Here is a 12,585-nt window from a genome sequence, read left to right as displayed (position 1 = left end):
ACGGCGGGTTCAGCCGCCGAGCTTGCCGAGAATTGATTGGAACAGGTCGGTGACGCCCTCCTCGACGGCTCGGTAACCCTCCGCCATCGAGTGCAGGCCGGCGGCGTAGTTTTCCAGCTCGGTGAGGTTGGTGCTGAGGCACTCGGTCAGCCCGTCCACACAGGCCTGGTGGGCGACACCGAGCAGCATCCCGATGTCGTCGCCGCCGAAGGCGTCCGCGTAGCTACCCACCGCGGCCTGGAACGCCTCGAAGGCCTGCCCGACCTCCTCCTTGGCCCGGGCCAACTCCTCAGCGCCGCGGCGCACCGAGTCGACGTCGACGTCGAGCGGGTTCATCGTCAGCTCCTCCCATGCAGTTTCCGCATGGTCTCGCTGACCGCGAGGGTGATCTCCCGCATCTGCCGCAGGCCCTGGTCCTGTAGCCGCTCCACTGTGGCGGTCATCGCAGCCAGGTCGGGCATCGGCTCCGTCCCGGCCGTGGCCTCTTCCTGCCCGTCGAGGGCCGCGTTCACCGCCCGGCGAAACTCCTCGGCAAGCTGCTCCGAGCCCTCGCGCAGCACCCGGGGATCGAGGTTGACGGCGCTGACCCGGCCGGCGCTGTCGACGGTGACCCGGATCCGCCCGTCGGCCGCCTCGCCCACCGACTCGACCCGTTCCCGGGGCGCGACGGTGCTGCTGACCTCCCGCAAGGCGGCCCGCGCCTGGGCTAGTTGCTCTTCCAGGGCCTTCTCACCCAGCATGCTGCCTCCCCGGACTGGCCGTGCCGAACCGGCCCCAGACTAGCGACCCGGCACACCCCGGCGGCACCCCGTCCACCGGGGACGGTCAGGCGCGCAGGTGCCCGTCCCCGGTGACCACGTACTTCGTCGAGGTCAGCTCGGGCAGGCCCATCGGGCCACGGGCGTGCAGCTTCTGCGTGGAGATGCCGATCTCCGCGCCGAAGCCGAACTCGCCGCCATCGGTGAAGCGGGTCGACGCGTTCACCATCACCGCGGCCGCGTCCACCCGCGCGACGAAATCGCGGGCCGCGCTCGCCGAGTCGGTGAGGATCGCCTCGGTGTGCCCGGTGCCGTAGCGCCGGATGTGCCCCACCGCCGCGTCCAGCGACTCGACCACCGCTACCGAGATGTCGGCGGACAGGTACTCGGTGGCGAAGTCCTCCTCGGTGGCCGGGACCACAGCGGCGGAGTACGCGGCCACCTCGGGGGAGCCGTGCACCGTCACCCCGGCCTCGGCGAAGGCCGCGAGCATCGGTGGCAGGAACGCGTCGGCGACGCTGGCGTGCACCAGCAGCGACTCGGCGGTGTTGCAGGTGGACAGACGCTGCGTCTTGGCGTTCAACGTCACAGCGACGGCCTTCGCCACGTCGGCGGCGGCGTCCACGTAGACGTGGCAGTTACCCACCCCGGTCTCGATCACCGGCACCGTCGACTCCTCGACCACGGTCCGAATCAGCGACGCCCCACCGCGCGGAATGAGCACGTCGACGAGCCCGCGGGCGCGCATCAGCTCCTTCACCGAGTCGCGGGAGCTGGCGTCGAGCAGTTGTACCGCGTCGGCCGGGAGCCCCGCGCCGGCGACCGCGTCGCGCAGCACCGCGACAAGCGCGGCGTTGGAGTGCGCGGCCGACGACGACCCGCGCAGCAGCGCCGCGTTGCCGGACTTCAGGCAGATCCCGGCGGCGTCCACTGTCACGTTCGGCCGCGCCTCGTAGATGATGCCGACCACCCCGAACGGCACCCGGATCTGGCGCAGCTCCAGCCCGTTGGGCAGGGTGGAACCGCGTACCACCTCGCCGACCGGGTCGGGCAGCGCGGCCATCTGGCGTAGCGCGTCGGCGATGCCGGCGACCCGGCCCCCGTCGAGGGCGAGCCGGTCCAGCACCGCCGCGCTCAGCCCGGCCTCCCGGCCGGCCGCCAGGTCCGTCTCGTTGGCGGTCAGGATCTCCGGGGTACGCGCCACCAGCGCCTCGGCCATCGCCACCAGCGCGGCGTCCTTGACCGTACGGGTGGCCACTGCCAACGCCGTGGCGGCTTCCCGCGCCCGCTTCGCCTGCTCGACGACGCTCATCGATCGCTCCTCGTGTTCGGAAGGGCCCCTCGTACGACACCAGGCGTCAAGGGGGCCCCTGCTTACAGCAACACGAGGTCGTCGCGGTGGACGACCTCTCGTTCGTACGCCGGGCCGAGCGCCGCGGCGAGTTCGGACGTGGACCGGCCGAGCAGCCCCGGCAGCTCCACCGCGTCGTAGTTGACCAACCCGCGGGCCACCGACGCGCCGGCGGTGTCCACCAGGTCCACCGGGTCGCCAGCGGTGAAGGTGCCGTCCACAGCGGTGATGCCGGCGGGTAGCAGCGACTTGCGCCGCCCGACGACAGCCGCCACCGCGCCCGGGTCGAGGTGCAGCCGCCCGCGCGGTGAGGTGGCGTGGGCCAGCCAGAACAAGCGGGCCGTCGGGCGTTGCCGTTGCGGATGGAACAGGGTGCCGACCGGTTCGCCGGTCAGGGCCGGTGCGGCCAGGTCGGCGGCGGTGAGCACCACCGGGATGCCGAAGCCGGTGGCGATCCGGGCCGCCTCGACCTTGGTCACCATGCCGCCGGTGCCGACGCCGGAGCGGCCGGTCCCGCCGATGGTGATCCCGGCCAGGTCCGCGTCGTCCCGGACCTCCGCGATCCGGGTGGAGTGCGGGTTGCCGGGGTCGCCGGTCCAGAGCGCGTCCACGTCGGAGAGGAGCACCAGCAGGTCGGCGTGCACCAGCGCGGCGACCAGGGCGGCCAGTCGGTCGTTGTCGCCGAACCGGATCTCCTGGGTGGCGACCGTGTCGTTCTCGTTGACGATCGGCACCGCCCCCAGGTCGAGCAGCTTGCGAAGTGTGCGGTACGCGTTGCGGTAGTGCGCCCGTCGGGTCACGTCGTCGACGGTGAGCAGCACCTGCCCGACGGTGCGGCCGTGCCGGGCGAAGCTCGTCGCGTACCTGCCGATCAGGAGGCCCTGCCCGACGCTGGCGGCGGCCTGCTGGGTGGCCAGGTCGCGCGGACGTCGGGGGAGCCCGAGCGGGGCGAGGCCGGCGGCGATGGCGCCGGAGGAGACCAGCACCACCTCGCGCCCCTCGCTTGTCAGCCGGCCGAGGGTGTCGACGAGCGTGTCGACGCGCTCGTCGGCCAGCCCGCCGGTCGCGGTGGTCAACGAGGAAGATCCGATCTTGACGACGACCCGCCGGGCCGCCGTGACTGCGTCGCGCACGCGACCATTCTGCGTGCTCACTGTCGCAGCGCCCGGCGATGTTCCCATATGGTGGCGGATTGTGACTCCTGACGAGTACGTCGAGGCGGTGCTCGACCTGGTCGAGCGGATCCCCGAGGGTCGGGTGATGTCCTACGGCGCGGTCGCCGACGCGCTCGCCGAGCGTTCGGGGCGGGCGTCCGCGCGACTGGTGGGCAACATCATGGCCCGCCACGGCGGCTCGGTGCCCTGGCATCGGGTGGTTACCTCCGCCGGCCGGCTGCCACCGGGACACGAGCGGGAGGCGCGGGCCCGGCTGCGCGCCGAGGGCACACCGCTGCGCGGCGAGGGCGTGGACGTCGCGGCGGCCGGATGGTCGCCCCAGGAGAGGCCGTGACGACCGGCGGAACGTGATCGAGCCCGGCGGGCGCGGTCGGGCAGGCGGTCCTGCCGCGCGACACCGCTCGGCAGGTAGTTCTGCGGCCCGCCGCGGGCAGGACAGGTGCCCGCCCCGGGCTGGGGCGGGGCGCCTTTCAGAGCGGAAACGCGGGCGGCACCTCGTTGTCGTCGGGCTTCAGGTCGAGCCAGTAGCGGTCCTGGGTGTCGTAGTGCAGGACGCGGAAGTCCCGGTTCGAGGCGTCGGGGCCCGGCTGGCCAGGTATCAGTAGGACGAACGTGTAGCGGCGAGACTCACCAGCCGGCACGCCGGGAAGTAGACACGTCGGTCGGCTCGAGTCCGCGACCTGTCCCGGCTTGCATCGGGACCAGTCTCCGCCCGCCCGCCCGCCCGCTCGCCGCGCTCGATGTCGTGGAATGCGACCTGCGGCGCGTCGACCGGCCCGGCGTTGGTGACCGTGAAGACAGTGGTGAGTTTGCGTCGGGTGTCCGCCCCGCCGACGTCGACCACGTCGTAGGTCATGCTCAGCCTCAGGTCGGTGAGCCGGGGATCCGTGCCGAATTTCGTCGGGCCGTCGCTCTGCTCGAACCGTTGCCCGTTCCACTTGTACGTCCGCACCTGTTCCCGCCGGAAGTACTTCGGGATCTCGCAACAGGGCACGATGTCGGCCACCGTCACCTGGACCGCACCGGTCGGGCTGATCTCCGCCGCGAGGATGTCCTTGAACTCGTCGTCGGTCCGGACCACTCTGCCCACCGTCACGATCCGCTCGTCCCGGTTCCGCTCGAACGCCACCACCTGTTTGGCCGACGCCTCGCCGTACCGGCAGGCGACGATGGCGATGGTCTCGTCGACTCCGTCGCCATCGACGTCGCCGTACTCGAACTCGTTGTCGGCAAGCTCGGACACGTACGTCTTATCCGTGTTGGTCTTCAGCCGTACGTTCGAGGTGGTGCAGCCGCCCTCCGCCATGCCCGGCGGCCAGTTCGGCAGGTCGACAGGTGTGGCGAGCAACTGCGCCCGACTGATGCGTCCGTCCGGGCCGGTCGGGGCAGTACCGGTGGGTGTCGGTCTCTGCGTCGGCGACCCGCTCGGCGTGGGCGTCGCCGGTGCCGGCGTGGGCGGGGCCGTCGGTGGGATGGACTCCACCGGCACCGGCGGAGTCCGGTCGCCGTGCAGTGCGGCGTTGATGACGACGGGGGTCACCCCCAGGACGACCGCCGCCGCGGCGGCCGCCGCTGTCGTTCGCCGGCGTCGGCGTAGGCGCTGCCGGGCCTTGTCCGGACCGGCGCCGGCGACTTGGCTGATCACGTCATTGCGGTACGCGCCGAGCCGCTCGCGCAGCAGCGGGTCGAGGTCAGACATCGCGCACCCTCTCGGTGTTCTCGTCCAGCAGCGCGGCCAGGGCGGTCCGGCCGCGGTGCAACCACGACTTGACGGTGCCCTCGGCCACCCCCTCCTGCGCGGCGATCTGGCTGACCGACAGGTCCGCCAGATAGTGCAGGATGACCGCACGGCGATGGTTGGGTGGCAGTTGCGCCAGCGCCGCGTCGATGGCGACCCGGTCGGGGTTCGGGCCGGGCACCTCGGCCTCGGTGCGTCGTTGTCGCAGCAGGTGGTCCCGGGCGGTGCGCAGGCGTCGCCAGCGGCTGTGCGCCAGGTTCCACGCGACCCGGCGGACCCAGGCCACCGGGTCGTCGTAGCGGACCAGGCGGTCCCAGCGGGTCAGCGCCCGGTAGAACGCCTCCTGGGCCAGGTCCTGGGCGTGGCCCAGGTCCCCGGTGTACGCGGACAGTTGAGCGGTCACGCTGCCGAAGTGCGCGTGGTAGAAGTCGTCGAAGGTGATCGTCGGCTCGACCGCCGAAGCGGCCGTCCGTAACGCTGGTTCATTGGCGCGGGCACCCATCGTTGACGTCACTGCCCCTCCCCGTCACCGCCAGGCGGTGTGCCCTCGCGGTAGTAACACTCCGAGACTGCGGACGCGGTTGCGGGCTGGCTGCCGGCCACCTGCTTTCTTAGATGACCGCGACGGGCGGCAGGTTCGTGGCCGCAGGAGGGGATGTGGCCTCCGACACAACGTGAGTAATATTCGGCCCCATGACAACGCCGCCGGGCCCCGGCTCGCTGCCTCGACGGGTGCACGCCGGGTACGCGCTCGGCTCCCTGGCGACCGGTGCGTTCGGCACCGTGCCCGGTCTGCTGCTGTTGCCGTACCTGACCGACACCCTCGGTGTGGCCGCCGGCCTGGCCGCTCTGCTGGTGCTGCTGCCGAAGGCCTGGGACGTGCTGGTCAACCCGGTCGCCGGGCGGATCTCCGACCGCACCCGGTCGCCCTGGGGCGCCCGCCGCCCGTACCTGCTCGTCGGCGGCCTCGCGCTCGCCGTCCTGTTCGCGTCGATCTTCGCCGCGCCGTTCGGGAACGGCTCGGCCGCAGCCGCGTACGTGGCGGTCGCCTTCCTCGCCACCGCCACCGCGTTCGCCTTCTTCCAGGTGCCGTACGTGGCGATGCCGGCGGAGCTGACCGACGACTACGCCGAGCGCACCAGGTTGATGACCTGGCGGATCGCGGTGCTGGCGCTGGCCATCCTGGTCTCCGGCGCGATCGCGCCCCTGGTGGTGACCGCCGGCGGCGACGGCGTGGCCGGGCACCGGTGGATGGGCCTGTTCGTGGCGGCGCTTATCGCCCTCGGTGCCCTCGGCGCGTTCTTCGGCACCCGGTCCGCGCCCACCGGCGCGGTGGGCGGCAGCGAGCCGACGCTGCGTGCCCAACTCGCCGTCGCCAGCGCCAACCGCCCGTTCCGGGCGCTGCTGATCTGTTTCGTTGTGCAGTCCGCCGGGGTGGCGACCATCCTGGCCGGGGTCAACTACTTCGCGGCGCAGATCCTGCGCGACGAGCAGAGCGGGCCGACCCTGCTCTTCGTCTGCTTCGTCGGGCCGGCGCTGCTGGTGATGCCGATCTGGACCCGGGTCGGTGCCCGGCTCGGCAAGCGGACCGCGCTTGTCGTCGGCTCGCTGATCCTCGCCGGCGGGGCGCTCGCCCTGGTCGCCGCGCCGGTGCTGCCGCCGGTAGCGGTCTACCTGGTGGTCGCGGTCATCGGGGTGGGATACGCCGGACAGCAGGTCTTCGCGTTGGCGATGCTGCCGGACTGCATCGCGTACGACACGGTCCGCACCGGTCGACGGCAGGCGGGTGTCTTCACCGGCCTGTGGACCGCCGGGGAGACCCTCGGCCTGGCGCTCGGTCCGGGCATCTACGGACTGGTGCTCCAACTCTCCGGCTACGTGTCCTCCGACAGCGGTACGGCAGCCACCCAGTCCAACCCAGCCCGACTAGGCGTGCTCCTAGGCTTCACGATCCTCCCGGCGTTCCTGATAGCCCCGCCCGTGTTCCTCCTACGCCACTACACCCTGACCCCCCTGACCCCCCACCACCGCGCCGATCATGGAGTTGTGGTGGGGGACGAAAGCCGCTGACCGGAACAAGAAAGGCACCACGACTCCATGATCGACGATGAGAGCAGGGTTGCGGGCGGCGCTTTGTCGCCTTTCGGGGTGGCGGCTGAGGATGTTTTGGCGGAGGTTCGTCGGTTGCGTGCCGGTGATCGGCCTACGCACGGCGGGCAACTGTTCGCGTACGTCTACGACCCGGCGGTGCCGGGGCTGGACGAGCTGGCTGCCGCAGCGCACCGGGAGAGCGCGCACGTCAACGGGCTGGACCCGACCGCGTTTCCGTCCCTGCTGGCCATGGAGAACGCGCTGGTCGCCGCCGCCGGCCGGGTGCTCGGCGCCGGTCCGGGCAGCACCGCCCCGGACGTCGTCGGCAGCGTCACCAGCGGTGGCACCGAGTCGCTGATCCTCGCGGTCAAGACCGCCCGGGACGCGCACCCGGAGATCTCCGAACCCCGGATCGTGGTGCCGTCGAGCGCGCACGCGGCATTCGCCAAGGCGGCGCACTACCTGCGGGTGGCGTTGGACGTCGTACCGGTCTCCCCGGACACCCTGCGCCCCGACCCATCCGCGATGGCCGCCGCGATCCGCCCGGAGACGGTGCTCGTCGCCTGCTCCGCGCCCTCGTACGCGCACGGCGTGGTGGACCCGGTCGCGGAGATCGCCGCCGTGGCCGCCGCCGCCGGGGTGCGCTGCCACGTGGACGCCTGCTTCGGCGGCTGGACCCTGCCCTACCTGCGTCGCCTCGGCGAGCCGGTGCCGGCGTTCGACTTCACGGTCCCCGGGGTCACGTCCATCTCGGTGGACCTGCACAAGTACGCGTACGCGCCGAAGGGGGTGTCGGTGCTGCTGCACCGCGACGCCCGGCTGCGCGCCCCGCAGTACTTCGCGTACGCGGACTGGCCCGGCTACACGATGATCAACCCGGTGATCGCGTCCACCCGCTCGGGCGGGCCGATCGCCGCCGCGTACGCCACAGTGCGGCACCTCGGCGACGACGGCTACCTGCGGCTGGCCGCCGTCACCCGGGACGCGGTCGCCGGCCTGGCCGACGCGGTCCGCGCCATCGACGGGTTGCGGCTGATGGTCGAGCCGGAGTCGACAGTCGTGTGCTTCACCGCCACCGAGGGTGGCCCCGACCTGTTCGTGCTTGTCGACGAGCTGACCGCGCGGGGCTGGCACACCCAGCCCCAACTGTCGTACGCCGGGCTGCCGGCGAGTGTGCACCTCACGGTGACCGCCTCGGTCGCGCCCCGGGTCGCCGAGTTCGGGCCCGACCTGGTCGAGGCGGTGGCCGCCGCCCGGACAGCCGGCCCGGTCGCCCTCCCGCCCGAGCTGATGGCGCTGGCGACGTCGTTGACCCCGGACGCCCTCACCCCCGAACTCGTCGCCGGACTCGCCGCCGGGCTCGGACTCGGTGGCGGTGGCACGCCGACACCGGGCCCGCTGGCGGTGGTGAACACCCTGCTCGACGCCGCCCCTCCGGCGTTGCGCGAACGCCTGCTCGTGGAGTTCGTCGGCCTGCTGCAACGCCCCACCTGGTGACGTGGCCCAACCTAACCCGACCCAACCCGACCCGACCCGACCCGGCCCGGTCCGCCGGCAGGCGACGGCGGACCGGACCTACCGGTTCAGCGGTAGGTGACCGAGACGGTGTTGTCCACGTCGTAGACCTCCTCCACGAAGTCGAAGTCGGCGTCCATCGCCCGGACGTCCACGTCGGCCTTGCCGGTGCCGACGGTGCTGCCCGCCGGAACCCGGAAGCCCAACGTCAGTTGGGTCTCCTTGCCGCCTTCGAGCTTGTTCAGGTCGCACCGCACCGGCTCCCGGGTCGTCGCCGGGTCGTTCCGGCACGCCGCCCAGCCACTGCCGTCCGGGCGGACCTCCGCCGGCAGGCCCAGCCGCAGCGCCACGTAGGCGGCCAGTCCGGCCGTGTTGCGAATGCGCACTGTGACAGTGCCGACCTTGGCGCCGTCCGCCGCGTCGGCGAGCACCAGATTCGTGGCGGTGACGACAAGGTTGACGTCGTGCCGGTTCGGAGCGAAGCTCGTCGGCCCGGAGACCTGGGCGAAAGCGTCGCCCTGCGAGCGGTAGCCCCGCCACTGTCGTTGTGAAAATTCTGCGGGCCAGCCGCCCCCGGGAGCGATGTCACCCACCTGCACGCGGACCGTGCCGTCGCCCACCACGTCGAGGGCGAACAGCCACTGCGGCTTGTCGATCGTCGTCGCCACCACGCGGCCGAGCGTGACCACCTTCCCCTGCTCGTCCCGGTCGAAGGCGACCACCTGTTGGGAACCGCCGGTGCCGAACACGCACCGCACGAGCGCCACCGTCTCCACCGCCCCGTCCCCGTCGATGTCACCGTGGTCGAGCGCCTCGAGCCAGTTGACCCCCTCGCGGCTGTCGCCGCTGAGCCGGGCGGCCGACGACGGGCAGTCGAGCCCGGCCCGCCACGCCGGCAGGGTCACCGCCGCGCCGAGCAACTGAGCCCGGCTGATCCGGCCGTCCGGCACCGCGGAGCCGGGGCCAGCACTGGTCGCGGAGGCGCTGGGAGTCGGGCTCGTCGAGCCGTCCGGCGTGGGCGACACCGAGATGCTCGGCGTCGGGTCGACCGGAGGGGGCCGGTGGTCCGGGCCGTTCATCGCCGCGTACCCGATGGCGGACCCGCCGAACAGTGCGAGCACCGTCGTGGCGGTGGCCCCCCACCGGCGTCGGTTGCGGCCACGTACCGTCCGCCGGACGGCGGCGGGGCCGGGCACCTCGACCTTGTCCAGCACGGTACGGCGGTAGTGGGCGAATTCTTCGGCGAGGCCGAGGGTCTCCGGCTCAGACATCCCGCACCTCCTCGGTTGTGTCCCGCAGTTGGGTGGCGAGGGCCGTCCGGCCCCGGTGCAGCCAGGACTTGACGGTGCCCTCGGCAACCTGCTCCTCGGCGGCGATCTCGGCGACCGACAGATCGGCGAGGTAGTGCAGGACGACCGCCCGGCGCTGCTTCGGCGGCAACGTCGCCAACGCGACGTCGAGCGCGACCCGGTCGGGGCTCGGGCCGGCGACGTGCGCCTCCCGCTGCCGCAGCAGCCACGACTGGGCGGTCCGCAGCCGCCGCCAGCGGTTGTGTCCGAGGTTCCAGGCGACCTTGCGGACCCAGGCCAACGGGTCCTCGTACCCGGCGATCCGGTCCCAGCGGGCGTACGCCCGGCAGAACGCCTCCTGAACCAGGTCCTGCGCCTGCCCGAGGTCGCCCGTGTACGCGGTGAGCTGCACCACCAGCCCGCGGAAGTGGGCGTGGTAGAAGTCGTCGAAGACCAGTTCGGGGGCCGCCGGGATGGAGTTGCCCGGAGGCTCCGGGGGCGGCGCGCCCACCCGTACGTCTCTCGTCACAAGCACTCGCCCTCCCCGTGGCGGCCGCTGACGGGTTGTTCGCCAGCATCAGTCACACCGCCGGACACGCCGGTGGGTTGCGGGTCGGTCGGTGCCGAGTCGTTGTCGGCTGCGGGACAGGCGGACCGGCCCCCGGGCCGCTCACCGCCGGACCGCGTCGGCGCTGCCTGTGATTCACTGTCGGTGAGGAGAGGGGGCGCTCGTGGAGCTGCCGGCATTGCTCGGCGAGCCGATCCGGTTCGTGCTCAACTGGGGCCGCCGCTACTCGCTCTGGGTGTTCAACTTCGGCCTGGCCTGCTGCGCGATCGAGTTCATCGCCACCAGCATGGGTCGGCACGACTTCATCCGGCTCGGCGTGATCCCGTTCGCCCATGGCCCCCGACAGGCCGACCTGATGGTGGTGTCCGGCACGGTGACCGACAAGATGGCTCCGGCGATCAAGCGGCTCTACGACCAGATGCCCGAACCGAAGTACGTCATCTCGTTCGGCGCCTGCTCCAACTGCGGCGGCCCGTACTGGGACTCGTACTCGGTGACCAAGGGCGTCGACCAGCTCATCCCGGTGGACGTCTACGTGCCCGGCTGCCCACCCCGGCCGGAGGCACTGCTGCACGGCATCCTGCGCCTCCAGGAGAAGATCGCCGCCGAGCAGTCCGGCGTCGGCGGCGTGCCGCAGCGGGACCTGCTGGCCGCCCCGTTGGACGCCCCGCCCCGCGAAGCCGCCGCCCCGCGATCCGTCGACTCGCTCACCGCCGCGCCGGTACGCCCACCCGCGACGAACTGACCTCCGGGTGGCCGGGCCCAGCTAGCCTGCGCAGCATGACCAGCTCAGTGGACCAGCGGTCCGCCCACATCGTCGACGTGCTCACCGAGGAGTTCGGTGCGTCGATGGCGATCGACCCGGCCGCGTTCCGACGCAAGTTCCGGAAGATGGCCGCGTCCCCGTTCGCCTTCTACCGGGGCAGCGCCGCGCTGTTCTACGCCGACCAGCGCGGGGACTTCGCCGACGACCGGTTCCTCGACGAGCGGACCAGCCGGGTGTGGATCCACGGTGACCTGCACGCGGAGAACTTCGGCACCTACATGAACGCCTCCGGGCAGCTCGTGTTCAACGTCAACGACTTCGACGAGGCGTACGTCGGGCCGTTCACCTGGGACCTGCGCCGCCTGGCGGCGAGTGTGGCGCTGCTCGGCTACGGCAAGGCGCTCTCCGACACGGCGATCGGTGATCTGGTCGCCGGGTTCGCCCGCTCGTACCTGACGGAGCTGCGGGCGATCGCCGCCGGCGGCGACGACGCGATCGGCTCGATCACCCTGGAGAACGCCGACGGGGTGCTGCGCCGGGTGCTCCAGCAGGCCCGGCTCAACACCCGGGTGGACCTGCTCGCCGCGCAGACCACCATCGACAACTACGAGCGGCGGTTCTCCGTCGGCGACGGGGTCTTCGAGGTCGACGACGCCACCCGGGACCGGGTACGCGCGGCCTTCCAGGACTACCTGGGCACCCTGCCGACCGCCTCGACGCAGCTCCGGCCGGTGGCGGCACGGATCAAGGACGTGGTGTTGCGCAAGGGCGTGGGCATCGGGTCGGCCGGGCTGCCGTCGTACAACCTGCTGCTTGAGGGGCACACCCAGGCCCTCGAGAACGACGTCGTCATCTACATGAAGCAGGCGCAGGTGCCGGCCGTGGCGCGGTACGTCACCGACGAGTCGGTCCGCGGCTACTTCCAGCACCAGGGGCACCGGACCGCCGAGTCGCAGCGGGCCTTGCAGGCGCACGCCGACCCGTGGCTGGGCTTCACCGAGCTGGACGGGGCCGGTCAGCTCGTCGCCGAGGTCTCCCCGTACGCCGCCGACCTGGACTGGTCGGACGTGAACGAGCCGGAGGAGCTGACCGGGGTGCTTGTCGACCTGGGTCGGGCGGTGGCCCGGATGCACTCGGTCGCCGACGACGAGTCCAGCCACGACCTGGTGGACTACTCCACCGAGGAGGCGATCGTCGCGGCGGTGGACGCCGACGAGCGGGGTTTCGTCGCCCACCTGGTGGACTTCGCGCACGGGTACGGGGTGCGGGCCCGGCAGGACCATCAGCTCTTCGTCGACCTGTTCCGCAACGGCCGGCTGCCGGGCATCTAGGAC

At 72.2% G+C, this 12,585-nt stretch carries 14 protein-coding genes; 5 read left to right on the top strand and 9 right to left on the bottom strand.

From position 1 onward, the window contains the following. Nucleotides 1-9: 9 nt before the first annotated feature. The 4 genes from AB0B85_RS12685 to proB form a co-directional block, all read right to left on the bottom strand. Nucleotides 10-336, bottom strand: coding sequence for a hypothetical protein (locus tag AB0B85_RS12685; protein WP_357406557.1), 327 nt, complete (start codon nucleotides 334-336; stop codon nucleotides 10-12). A gap of 2 nt (nucleotides 337-338) precedes the next feature. Continuing rightward, nucleotides 339-740, bottom strand: a complete 402-nt coding sequence (locus AB0B85_RS12680) for a YbaB/EbfC family nucleoid-associated protein (RefSeq protein ID WP_357406556.1) — start codon at nucleotides 738-740, stop codon at nucleotides 339-341. An 85-nt stretch (nucleotides 741-825) separates the two neighbouring features. Beyond that, entirely contained in the window at nucleotides 826-2,070 is a 1,245-nt protein-coding gene (locus AB0B85_RS12675; RefSeq protein WP_357406554.1) for a glutamate-5-semialdehyde dehydrogenase, read from the bottom strand. 62 nt (nucleotides 2,071-2,132) lie between these two features. Beyond that, entirely contained in the window at nucleotides 2,133-3,290 is a 1,158-nt protein-coding gene (gene proB / locus AB0B85_RS12670) for a glutamate 5-kinase (RefSeq protein WP_357406551.1), read from the bottom strand. 13 nt (nucleotides 3,291-3,303) lie between these two features. Here proB and AB0B85_RS12665 point away from each other — a divergent pair, with 13 nt between their 5' ends. Then, nucleotides 3,304-3,618, top strand: coding sequence for an MGMT family protein (locus AB0B85_RS12665; RefSeq protein ID WP_357406549.1), 315 nt, complete (start codon nucleotides 3,304-3,306; stop codon nucleotides 3,616-3,618). A gap of 136 nt (nucleotides 3,619-3,754) precedes the next feature. On the opposite strand, the gene AB0B85_RS12660 is transcribed toward AB0B85_RS12665, so the two are convergent. The 3 genes from AB0B85_RS12660 to AB0B85_RS12650 are packed head-to-tail and all read right to left on the bottom strand — an operon-like array spanning nucleotide 3,755 to nucleotide 5,524. Further along, the gene (locus AB0B85_RS12660; protein WP_357406547.1) at nucleotides 3,755-3,925 is read right to left on the bottom strand and encodes a hypothetical protein; all 171 of its coding nucleotides are present in this window, start codon (nucleotides 3,923-3,925) and stop codon (nucleotides 3,755-3,757) included. Continuing rightward, entirely contained in the window at nucleotides 3,883-4,983 is a 1,101-nt protein-coding gene (locus tag AB0B85_RS12655) for a hypothetical protein (protein ID WP_357406545.1), read from the bottom strand. The genes AB0B85_RS12660 and AB0B85_RS12655 overlap by 43 nt, the downstream gene beginning before the upstream one ends. Next, the gene (locus AB0B85_RS12650) at nucleotides 4,976-5,524 is read right to left on the bottom strand and encodes a SigE family RNA polymerase sigma factor (protein ID WP_357406763.1); all 549 of its coding nucleotides are present in this window, start codon (nucleotides 5,522-5,524) and stop codon (nucleotides 4,976-4,978) included. Before AB0B85_RS12650 ends, AB0B85_RS12655 begins: the two co-directional genes overlap by 8 nt. Nucleotides 5,525-5,715: 191 nt before the next feature. On the opposite strand from AB0B85_RS12650, the gene AB0B85_RS12645 reads away from it, so the two are divergent. Next, a complete protein-coding gene (locus AB0B85_RS12645; RefSeq protein WP_357406543.1) occupies nucleotides 5,716-7,092 on the top strand; it encodes an MFS transporter in 1,377 nt (458 codons plus the stop codon). Between the two features lie 27 nt (nucleotides 7,093-7,119). Beyond that, a complete protein-coding gene (locus AB0B85_RS12640) occupies nucleotides 7,120-8,610 on the top strand; it encodes an aminotransferase class V-fold PLP-dependent enzyme (protein WP_357406541.1) in 1,491 nt (496 codons plus the stop codon). 86 nt (nucleotides 8,611-8,696) lie between these two features. Here AB0B85_RS12640 and AB0B85_RS12635 read toward each other — a convergent pair whose 3' ends face one another. Both AB0B85_RS12635 and AB0B85_RS12630 read right to left on the bottom strand, forming a co-directional pair. Continuing rightward, the gene (locus tag AB0B85_RS12635; RefSeq protein ID WP_357406539.1) at nucleotides 8,697-9,899 is read right to left on the bottom strand and encodes a hypothetical protein; all 1,203 of its coding nucleotides are present in this window, start codon (nucleotides 9,897-9,899) and stop codon (nucleotides 8,697-8,699) included. Further along, nucleotides 9,892-10,428, bottom strand: a complete 537-nt coding sequence (locus AB0B85_RS12630) for a SigE family RNA polymerase sigma factor (protein ID WP_357406761.1) — start codon at nucleotides 10,426-10,428, stop codon at nucleotides 9,892-9,894. Before AB0B85_RS12630 ends, AB0B85_RS12635 begins: the two co-directional genes overlap by 8 nt. 220 nt (nucleotides 10,429-10,648) lie before the next feature. Here AB0B85_RS12630 and AB0B85_RS12625 point away from each other — a divergent pair, with 220 nt between their 5' ends. Next, on the top strand, nucleotides 10,649-11,230 hold the full coding sequence (locus AB0B85_RS12625) for an NADH-quinone oxidoreductase subunit B family protein (RefSeq protein ID WP_357406537.1): 582 nt from the start codon (nucleotides 10,649-10,651) through the stop codon (nucleotides 11,228-11,230). A 35-nt stretch (nucleotides 11,231-11,265) separates the two neighbouring features. Beyond that, on the top strand, nucleotides 11,266-12,582 hold the full coding sequence (locus AB0B85_RS12620) for a DUF2252 domain-containing protein (RefSeq protein WP_357406535.1): 1,317 nt from the start codon (nucleotides 11,266-11,268) through the stop codon (nucleotides 12,580-12,582). Nucleotides 12,583-12,585 lie beyond the last annotated feature (3 nt).

Source organism: Micromonospora sp. NPDC049044 (assembly GCF_040649215.1).
In the GTDB taxonomy this organism is placed as follows: Bacteria; Actinomycetota; Actinomycetes; order Mycobacteriales; family Micromonosporaceae; genus Micromonospora.
The sequence above is the reverse complement of the archived record's forward strand: the minus strand, read 5'-3'. Positions and strand labels throughout refer to the sequence as shown.

Bases quoted from the DNA above. Each gene is read 5' to 3' on its own strand.
- AB0B85_RS12645 (WP_357406543.1), top strand. From the start codon at position 5,716: ATGACAACGCCGCCGGGCCCCGGCTCGCTGCCTCGACGGGTGCACGCC.
- proB (WP_357406551.1), bottom strand. From the start codon at position 3,290: ATGGGAACATCGCCGGGCGCTGCGACAGTGAGCACGCAGAATGGTCGC.
- AB0B85_RS12680 (WP_357406556.1), bottom strand. From the start codon at position 740: ATGCTGGGTGAGAAGGCCCTGGAAGAGCAACTAGCCCAGGCGCGGGCC.
- AB0B85_RS12640 (WP_357406541.1), top strand. From the start codon at position 7,120: ATGATCGACGATGAGAGCAGGGTTGCGGGCGGCGCTTTGTCGCCTTTC.
- AB0B85_RS12620 (WP_357406535.1), top strand. From the start codon at position 11,266: ATGACCAGCTCAGTGGACCAGCGGTCCGCCCACATCGTCGACGTGCTC.
- AB0B85_RS12655 (WP_357406545.1), bottom strand. From the start codon at position 4,983: ATGTCTGACCTCGACCCGCTGCTGCGCGAGCGGCTCGGCGCGTACCGC.
- AB0B85_RS12635 (WP_357406539.1), bottom strand. From the start codon at position 9,899: ATGTCTGAGCCGGAGACCCTCGGCCTCGCCGAAGAATTCGCCCACTAC.
- AB0B85_RS12675 (WP_357406554.1), bottom strand. From the start codon at position 2,070: ATGAGCGTCGTCGAGCAGGCGAAGCGGGCGCGGGAAGCCGCCACGGCG.
- AB0B85_RS12650 (WP_357406763.1), bottom strand. From the start codon at position 5,524: ATGGGTGCCCGCGCCAATGAACCAGCGTTACGGACGGCCGCTTCGGCG.
- AB0B85_RS12685 (WP_357406557.1), bottom strand. From the start codon at position 336: ATGAACCCGCTCGACGTCGACGTCGACTCGGTGCGCCGCGGCGCTGAG.